The sequence below is a fragment of the Sulfuriflexus sp. genome, from assembly GCF_032250955.1.
Lineage (GTDB): Bacteria > Pseudomonadota > Gammaproteobacteria > AKS1 > AKS1 > Sulfuriflexus.
On the sequence record NZ_JAVVES010000091.1, the window covers coordinates 1 to 8,097 of the forward strand.

The window sequence follows — 8,097 nt, forward strand, 5'->3', positions numbered from 1 at the left end:
GAAATCGCCTTATATCACGCGCTTGGAGCGCTACCTGCCCCGAAAACTACCCATGAATTTTTCTGACGAGGCAATTTTTCTGACGAGGCTGATTTTGATACGCGCATTCACGGCAAGCCTTACCGGCTGCGGCTGAATGATTACACGCAGCGGCGTCAGCCGCCCCGGGCGGGTGAACGCTGGCGATTACGGGTCAAGCTAAAACGTCCGCATGGTTTCCTTAACCCGGGTGGCTTCGATTATGAGCGCTACCTTTTTCGCCAGGGAATAGCGGCAACAGGGTATATCAAACGCGACGACATCAACCAGAAGCTGGCCGGACCGGACGCCGCTCGGGCGATGCTGGCCTTACGTGGCCGGATTTCGACGCGTATTGCCAGCATGCTGGAGGCGCATACACACGCGGGCCTGCTGCCCGCGCTGGCGGTTGGGGACCGGCGCGGTATTGATGCTGAACAATGGCAGATATTGATGCGTACGGGCACCAGTCATCTGTTGGCCATTTCAGGATTGCACATCGGCCTTGTTGCCGGCCTGGTCTTCGCGCTGGTACGTTTTCTGGCCTCGCTGTCGCCGCGGTTACTCATGTCGATGCCCGCAGTGATGCCCGCGGCCATTGCAGCCATGCTGGCGGCGGCCGCTTATGCCATGCTGGCCGGTTTTTCCATTCCCACCCAGCGAGCCTTTATCATGGTGAGCCTGGTGATGCTGGGTATCCTGCTGCGTCGCGGCTATATGTCGTCGAGCGTCCTGGCGCTGGCCTTGCTGGTGATCTTGCTCTATGACCCGCTGGCCGTGCTGGATGCCGGCTTCTGGTTATCGTTCGGGGCGGTGGCAGTGATCATGTATGTATTGACCGGGCGTGTCGGCCAGCTTTCACGGCTATGGCAATGGGGCCGGGTTCAGTGGATGATCGCACTGGGCATGTTGCCACTGATGCTGGCAATATTTCAGCAGCTCAGTCTGGTGGCGCCTGTCGCCAACCTCGTAGCCGTGCCATGGGTCAGTATGGTGACCGTGCCGACAACCTTGCTGGCCACGCTGTGCATGCCTGTTAGTAGCAATCTGGCCAGCGGCTTGTTACAGGTGGCGGCATGGAGTCTTGTCGAGTTGTGGGCGGTGCTTGAACCGCTCGCAGGCAGTGACTATGCAACCTGGTTTTCGCATGTCCCCCGGTCATGGACATTGCCGCCGGCCCTGCTCGGCATCACCTGGTTATTATTGCCACGTGGCTGGCCGGCCCGTTGGGCGGGTGGGGTGTGCCTGTTGCCAATGCTGTTATTACCGAAACCCGGGCCATCTGCCGATGAAGTCTGGTTGCATTTGCTGGATGTCGGCCAGGGGCTGGCAGTGGTCGTACGCAGCGAGCAGCAGGCGATGGTCTATGATACCGGGCCCTGGTTTTCGGAAAGTTTTGATGCCGGACGCGCCGTGATTGTGCCGTTTCTCCGCGCACAGGGAATCAAGACCCTCGACACGCTCGTGGTCAGTCATGGTGATAATGACCATCGTGGCGGTGCAGACAGTCTGCTCAGGGAAATACCGGTACGACGAATCCTGAGCGGGGCCGACCGCAAGCGTTGGAGGCACGCGAGGGCCGAGCCGTGCCTGGCCGGTCAGGCATGGCAATGGGGTAAGGTCCGGTTCGAGGTTCTGTCGCCGACCGACCACCCCTTGCGGGAGGCGAATAACCGTTCTTGCGTGATTCGTCTGGGCATCGGCAATACACACATCCTGCTCCCGGGCGATATTGAGGCCGGTGCCGAGAGACAGCTGCTCGCAGCTAACCCGTCTAAACTGCCCGCCAGGCTGCTGCTGGTGCCGCATCATGGCAGCAAGACATCCTCGACAGCGGCCTTCATCAGGGCGGTAAACCCGGAGTTGGCCCTGTTCGCCACCGGTTATCGAAACCGCTACCGTTTTCCACATCCCCGGGTCGAGCAACGCTATCGCGATTTACACGTGGCATCGCTGAATACAGCAGATGCCGGGGCCATTACCATCAAGCTTGATGCCGACGGACTGCAGCAGACCAGCGTCTGGCGTGAGCAGGCGGGCCGATACTGGCACGCGCAGTGATGGTATTGTGGTGGGCATGTTGTACAATCATGGGCGGCGTCGGTTACTGTTGAACGCCTGCGGGCAGTTGCCCGGAATTATAAAATTATTTGATTTATCATAAACATACAAAGGCCAAAAGACTGTGTTTGAACTCATTAAGGCTGGCGGCTGGCTCATGCTGCCCATTATTCTCTGTTCGGTGGTGGCGGTCGCGATAATCGCGGAGCGCTTCTGGACCCTGCAACGCAAACGTATCAGCCCGAAACACCTCGTTGCCCAGGTCTGGCATTGGGCGCGCAGTAACGAACTGGACGAGACAAAAATCCTGCAGTTGAAGAAGGATTCGCCGTTAGGTCGGATCATAGCCGCCGGGCTGATTAACCGTCATCACCCGCGCGAGATCATGAAAGAGAGTATCGAGGACGCCGGTCGCCATATCGTACCGGAACTCGATCGCTTCCTGAATACGCTGGGCACAATCGCCTCGATTACCCCCTTGCTCGGTCTGCTTGGTACCGTGGTCGGCATGATCGATGTCTTCACCGCTATTATTGAGCATGGCGTCGGTAGCCCAAGCGAACTGGCGGGCGGTATCTCCAAGGCCTTGATCACTACCGCGGCAGGTCTGACCGTGGCCATTCCGGCATTGATGTTTTACCGTTATTTCCGCGGACAGGTGAATGAACTTATCATCACCATGGAGCAGGAAGCACTGAAACTGATCGAGGTTCTGCATGGCGAACGGGAAGGTGAAGATATGGAAGAGGAAGGCGGCAAGGCATGAAGCTGCGACAGCAGATTAGCGAAGAGCCGGACGTCAACCTGACGCCGCTGATAGATGTTGTGTTCCTGTTACTGATCTTTTTCATGGTATCGACGACCTTTAACAAGGAATCTGAACTGAGTATCGATTTGCCCACGGCGAATGGAGAGGCGGTCAGTGAACGACAGGCAGAGGTCGAGATTTCCATTGACGCCAAGGGGCATTATGCGATCAACAATGAGCGCCTCGTGAATGAGCAGTTAGGCACGCTCAAAGCCGCCATACTCAAGATTGCCGGTGATGATCGTGAATTACCCTTGATCATCAGTGCCGATGGCAGGGCCTCGCATCAGTCTGTGGTGACGGCGATGAACGCCGCGCGGCAACTGGGTTTCAGTCACCTGACCTTTGCCACCAAGACCGCTCCGGAAGAAAATTGATTTATGCCTGATGCTGTGAACAAGATAGGTGGTAAAGAGGCCTATCGCCGTCTGCTGACCTACGTTATTCCGCATTGGAAGATGTTTATTATCTCGGTTATCGGTATGGCGATTTTTTCAGGTACGGATGCAGCCGTTGCCTGGCTTATGAAACCTTTGCTGGATGAAGGTTTCATCGCCGAAGACGTCGGTGTTATTCGTTTGATGGCACTAGGTCTGGTCGCTATTTTCCTGGTCAGGATTTTCGTGGGCATCATTTCGACGTATTGCATGAGCTGGGTAGGCAGGCGCATCATCAAAGACCTGCGCCATGATATGTTTGCTCATATTCTGCGCTTGCCAGCCGCACATTATGATCAGTCCTCGACGGGGAATACGCTATCCAAGCTTATCTTTGATGTTGAAAATGTCGCTCGTGCCTCGACCAGTGTCGTCACCGTACTGATACGTGAAGGCCTGACTACCGTGGCTCTGCTGGGCCTGATGTTTTACCGCAGCTGGCAATTAACATTGATCTTCCTGTTGGTTACGCCACTGGTAGCGGTATTGATTTCCTATGTCAGCAAAAAATTCAGAAAGACCAGCAAGCGTATTCAGGACAGCATAGGCGGCATTAGTCACGTCGCCGAAGAGGTTATCGAGGGTCACCGTGTCGTAAAGACCTTCGGCGGGCAGGGTGTCGAGACGGCCTCGTTTGAGAAAGAAAATGATTATAACCGCAAGCAAAAGCTCAAGCTCGACGTCACCCGCGAACTGAGCGTCGGCGTCATCCAGTTCCTGGTCGCCATGGGGATCGCCGGCGTCATTCTCTTTACGACCTCTGCAAGTATGCGTGGCCAGGTTACACCGGGGGATTTCGTCTCGATGCTGTTTGCACTGGTCATGTTGCAGCGTCCTATCAAGCGCCTGACCACGGTGAATTCCTACCTGCAAACCGGGATTGCTGCCGCACAAAGCATTTTCAGCTTTATTGATATTGATAAAGAAAAGGATACCGGCACGAAACTCCTGCAGGAAGTGCAGGGCCGGGTTGAATATGAAAACGTCTGCTTTGCCTACGCAACCAGTGCGCATAACGTCATAGATAATATCAGTTTTGTTGCCGAGTCGGGCCAGACCGTCGCCTTTGTTGGTCGTTCCGGCAGTGGCAAATCGACACTCGTCAACCTGTTGCCGCGTTTTTATGACGTTGCATCCGGCAGCATCCGTATCGATGCTCAGGATATACATGACATCAAGCTTGATAACCTGCGCTCACATATCGCCCTGGTTAGTCAGCAGGTAACCCTGTTTAACGATACCATCGCAAAGAATATTGCCTATGGCAGCCTTTGTGATGCCAGTGAAGAAGATATCCTGCGTGCTGCAGAGCTCGCGCATGCAAAAGAATTTATCGATAAATTGCCTGAAGGCCTGAATACACTGGTTGGCGAGAATGGTATCTTGCTTTCTGGCGGCCAGCGTCAGCGACTGGCGATTGCCCGTGCCTTGCTAAAGGATGCGCCGATCCTGATCCTGGATGAAGCAACCTCGGCACTGGATACCGAATCAGAGCGTTATATCCAGGCCGGTCTCGAGGAGCTGGTAAAAAACCGCACCACCCTGGTAATCGCCCACCGGCTTTCGACTATCGAGAACGCCGACTTGATCGTGGTCCTGGACAACGGCCGAATCATTGAACAGGGCACGCATAACGAGCTGCTCGCCAGGGCTGGCCAGTATGCGGCCTTGCACAAAATGCAGTTCCGGGACGAGTAAGCATGCTGCGAGGTTTATTCAGCAAGGCCTTTAATTACATCTGGTATAATCGGTCCTGGACACGCTATACGCTAATGCCGCTTGCGTGGCTCTACCAGGCCGTTGTCTCTTTGCGTCGCCATGCCTATGCGAGAGGCTGGAAAACGACTAACCGTTACCCGTTGCCAGTGATTGTAGTCGGCAATATCACGGTCGGCGGGAGCGGTAAAACCCCGCTTGTGATCTGGCTGGTCGATTTCCTGCGCAAGGCGGGCTACAAGCCGGCGATTATCACGCGAGGCTACCGCGGTAAGGCGTCTAGCTGGCCGCAACAGGTGCGCCCTGATAGTGACCCGGTTGTCGTCGGTGACGAGGCAGTCTTGCTTGCCCGGCGTTGTGCCTGCCCGCTTGCCGTTGGCCCGGATCGCAGTGCCTCGGTAGAGGCCTTATTGCAACACACAGACTCTAATATCATTATCTCGGATGATGGTCTCCAGCATTACGCACTGGAACGCGACGTCGAGATCGCCGTGATTGATGCCATGCGTCGCTTCGGCAACGGTTGTTTACTGCCGGCCGGTCCCTTGCGTGAACCGGTGAAAAGGCTCGATGAAGTCGATTTTGTTGTTAGCAACGGCATCGCTGCACGCGGTGAATATGCCATGAGTCTGCGCATGCAGAAGGCCTGTAACCTGGTAACAGGCGAAAGCTGCGAGCTGCAGGCGTTTGTTGACGAGCCAGTGCATGCGGTCGCAGGGATTGGCAATCCGAAACGGTTTTTCAGTGCCTTGCGCCAGCAGGGGCTTACATTCCATGAGCATGCCTTTGCTGACCATCACCATTTCAAGGCAACTGATCTGGCGTTCGACGACAGCGCCCCGGTACTCATGACGGAGAAAGATGCGGTAAAATGCAAGCGCTTCGCGCAACACCATTACTGGTATGTACCGGTCGAGGCGGAACTGAACAAGCATTTCGGGCCGCGCCTGTTGGCGGCACTGGAAAAGCAATCTCTGAACACTACCTTCAAGCAACCCGGCACAGCTGGATAAGCGAGAATTACAATGGATAAGAAACTCTTAGAGATCCTGGTTTGCCCTGTCTGCAAGGGCCCGTTAGTGTATGACAAGCCCAGAGCTGAACTGATCTGCAAGGTCGACCGCCTGGCATTTCCGATTCGTGATGATATTCCGGTCATGCTTGAAGACGAGGCGCGTCAACTGCCGGCCGACGAGGAAGTATAGATGGATTTTCGGGTGATTATCCCGGCACGCTATGACTCCAAACGCCTGCCCGGTAAGCCCTTGCTGGCAATCGCGGGAAAACCCATGGTGCAGCACGTGCATGAGCGGGCTTTTGAAAGCGGTGCCACAGATGTCGTGATCGCGACAGATGATGAGCGCATTGCCCGCGTTGCGCGCGGTTTTGGCGCCCGGGTTGTCATGACCTCGACAGAACATCACTCCGGTACCGACAGGCTGGCTGAAGCGGTGACACTGCTGGGCTGCGAGGATAACGAGATTATCGTCAATCTGCAGGGAGATGAGCCGCTAATGCCGGCAGCCGTGATCACCCAGGTTGCTCACGATCTGCATGCGCACGCCGATGCCAGTGTCGCCACGCTATGTACACCGATTCATACCGCTGAGGACGTCAGTAATCCCAACGTCGTCAAGGTCGTGTTCAGTAAAAAGGGCTATGCGCTCTATTTCAGCCGTGCTCCCATCGCCTGGGAGCGTGAACATTTTCGCGTTTCACACTTCCGTCCCTCAGGGCATCATATGCATTATCGTCACATTGGCCTGTATGCCTACCGGGCCGGCTTTCTCGGTCGCTACATCACCTGGCCGGTCTGTGATATGGAAGAGATGGAGGTTCTGGAACAGCTGCGGGTGCTCTGGAATGACGAAAAGATCCACGTCAGCGAGGCCGCAGCCATCCCGCCGCCGGGTGTCGATACCGAAGAAGAAAGACTGCGTGTTGAACGCCTGATTGAAGAATTTCAGTCCTGACCCGCCGGCCACCGCTTGCTGGCTTACTGCGCATGGTCGGTGATTCGAGGCTCATCCGGCCATGCTGTGTTTACAAGGTCTCGAATAATTCAAGGCACAAAAACTGCTGGCTAAATTCATCGCCAGTACTGTTCAAGACCGGAATGATGGTTGTCTGCGGGACCTTGCGTCGCGCATGGCCATGCTGGTCTGACTGGATGGTGCTGTCGCGTCCTTCATGCGCAAGGACAATGGAGAGTTTGTCTTCAATAATTTCGATAACCCGGCAGTCCTCTCCCTCATAAACGACCTGGAGGCCTATCAGACCGCGTAGTTGTTCGATGCTGATGATGAGCTCTGACATGGTGTTATGACTCGTATCCCGTCCTGTTTTAATGTTAGCATTTACCCGCTTCGGCAAATACATTTACATTATCAGGAATAATACATGGTTAAGGTTTTATTTGTCTGCATGGGTAATATCTGCCGGTCGCCAACAGCGCACGGTGTCTTCGAGCACATGCTCAGGGAAGAAGGGCTGGTGGCGAACATCGAGGTGGATTCCTGCGGTACCCATGCCTACCATATTGGTGACGCACCGGATCGACGTTCACGAGAGGTTGCGCAGCAACGGGGCATCAGTCTTGAGCACCTGCGGGCCCGCCGCGTCGAGATGAGTGATTTTGAGTATTTTGATTATATTCTTGCTATGGATAAGGATAATATTTCCATCCTTGAGTCCATGTGTCCTTCGCAATATGCTGACAAGATCGGCTTGTTGCTCGAGTTTGCACCTTCGCGTAGCGAAAGCGAAGTCCCTGATCCCTATTATGGTGGCCCACAAGGCTTCGATATCGTGCTCGATATGATAGAGGCGGCCAGCCGGGGACTGCTCGAGGATATCCGGCAGAGGCACATGAAGGAATGACGATAATACCATGCTGATAGTGTTTGTCGGATTACGTCATGCTCCGCATTCCTAATCCGACCTACGATCAGCAATCATCAAAAAAAGCCCCGCACTGCGGTAATGCCGATCAGTTAAGCAAAAAGTTACTTGACTATCAGCAAGATGAGATCAAAATCCGGTGATCATTTTTGGTCA

Annotated in this window: 9 protein-coding genes; 8 read left to right on the plus strand and 1 reads right to left on the minus strand. The window is 54.9% G+C overall.

What is annotated here, in order from left to right:
- Positions 1-126 precede the first annotated feature (126 nt).
- The 7 genes from RQ738_RS12555 (at position 127) to kdsB (ending at position 7,013) form a co-directional block, all read left to right on the plus strand.
- Positions 127-2,079: a DNA internalization-related competence protein ComEC/Rec2 gene (locus RQ738_RS12555; protein WP_409929553.1), complete on the plus strand. Its 1,953-nt coding sequence runs from the start codon at positions 127-129 to the stop codon at positions 2,077-2,079.
- 124 nt (positions 2,080-2,203) lie between these two features.
- Positions 2,204-2,845, plus strand: a complete 642-nt coding sequence (locus RQ738_RS12560) for a MotA/TolQ/ExbB proton channel family protein (protein WP_314165602.1) — start codon at positions 2,204-2,206, stop codon at positions 2,843-2,845.
- Positions 2,842-3,264 (plus strand): biopolymer transporter ExbD, encoded by a 423-nt coding sequence (locus RQ738_RS12565; protein WP_314165604.1) that lies wholly within the window; start codon positions 2,842-2,844, stop codon positions 3,262-3,264. Before RQ738_RS12560 ends, RQ738_RS12565 begins: the two co-directional genes overlap by 4 nt.
- 3 nt (positions 3,265-3,267) lie before the next feature.
- Positions 3,268-5,022: a lipid A export permease/ATP-binding protein MsbA gene (gene msbA, locus RQ738_RS12570; protein ID WP_314165605.1), complete on the plus strand. Its 1,755-nt coding sequence runs from the start codon at positions 3,268-3,270 to the stop codon at positions 5,020-5,022.
- A 2-nt stretch (positions 5,023-5,024) separates the two neighbouring features.
- Entirely contained in the window at positions 5,025-6,053 is a 1,029-nt protein-coding gene (lpxK, locus tag RQ738_RS12575) for a tetraacyldisaccharide 4'-kinase (RefSeq protein ID WP_314165606.1), read from the plus strand.
- Positions 6,054-6,065: 12 nt separating this feature from the next.
- Positions 6,066-6,245 carry a Trm112 family protein gene (locus RQ738_RS12580; protein ID WP_314165607.1) on the plus strand — a complete coding sequence of 60 codons (180 nt, stop codon included), beginning with the start codon at positions 6,066-6,068 and terminating at the stop codon, positions 6,243-6,245.
- Positions 6,246-7,013 (plus strand): 3-deoxy-manno-octulosonate cytidylyltransferase, encoded by a 768-nt coding sequence (kdsB, locus tag RQ738_RS12585; RefSeq protein WP_314165608.1) that lies wholly within the window; start codon positions 6,246-6,248, stop codon positions 7,011-7,013.
- A 70-nt stretch (positions 7,014-7,083) separates the two neighbouring features.
- Here kdsB and RQ738_RS12590 read toward each other — a convergent pair whose 3' ends face one another.
- Positions 7,084-7,356, minus strand: a complete 273-nt coding sequence (locus RQ738_RS12590) for a hypothetical protein (RefSeq protein WP_314165609.1) — start codon at positions 7,354-7,356, stop codon at positions 7,084-7,086.
- Between the two features lie 84 nt (positions 7,357-7,440).
- Here RQ738_RS12590 and RQ738_RS12595 point away from each other — a divergent pair, with 84 nt between their 5' ends.
- Entirely contained in the window at positions 7,441-7,920 is a 480-nt protein-coding gene (locus RQ738_RS12595) for a low molecular weight protein-tyrosine-phosphatase (protein WP_314165610.1), read from the plus strand.
- Positions 7,921-8,097 lie beyond the last annotated feature (177 nt).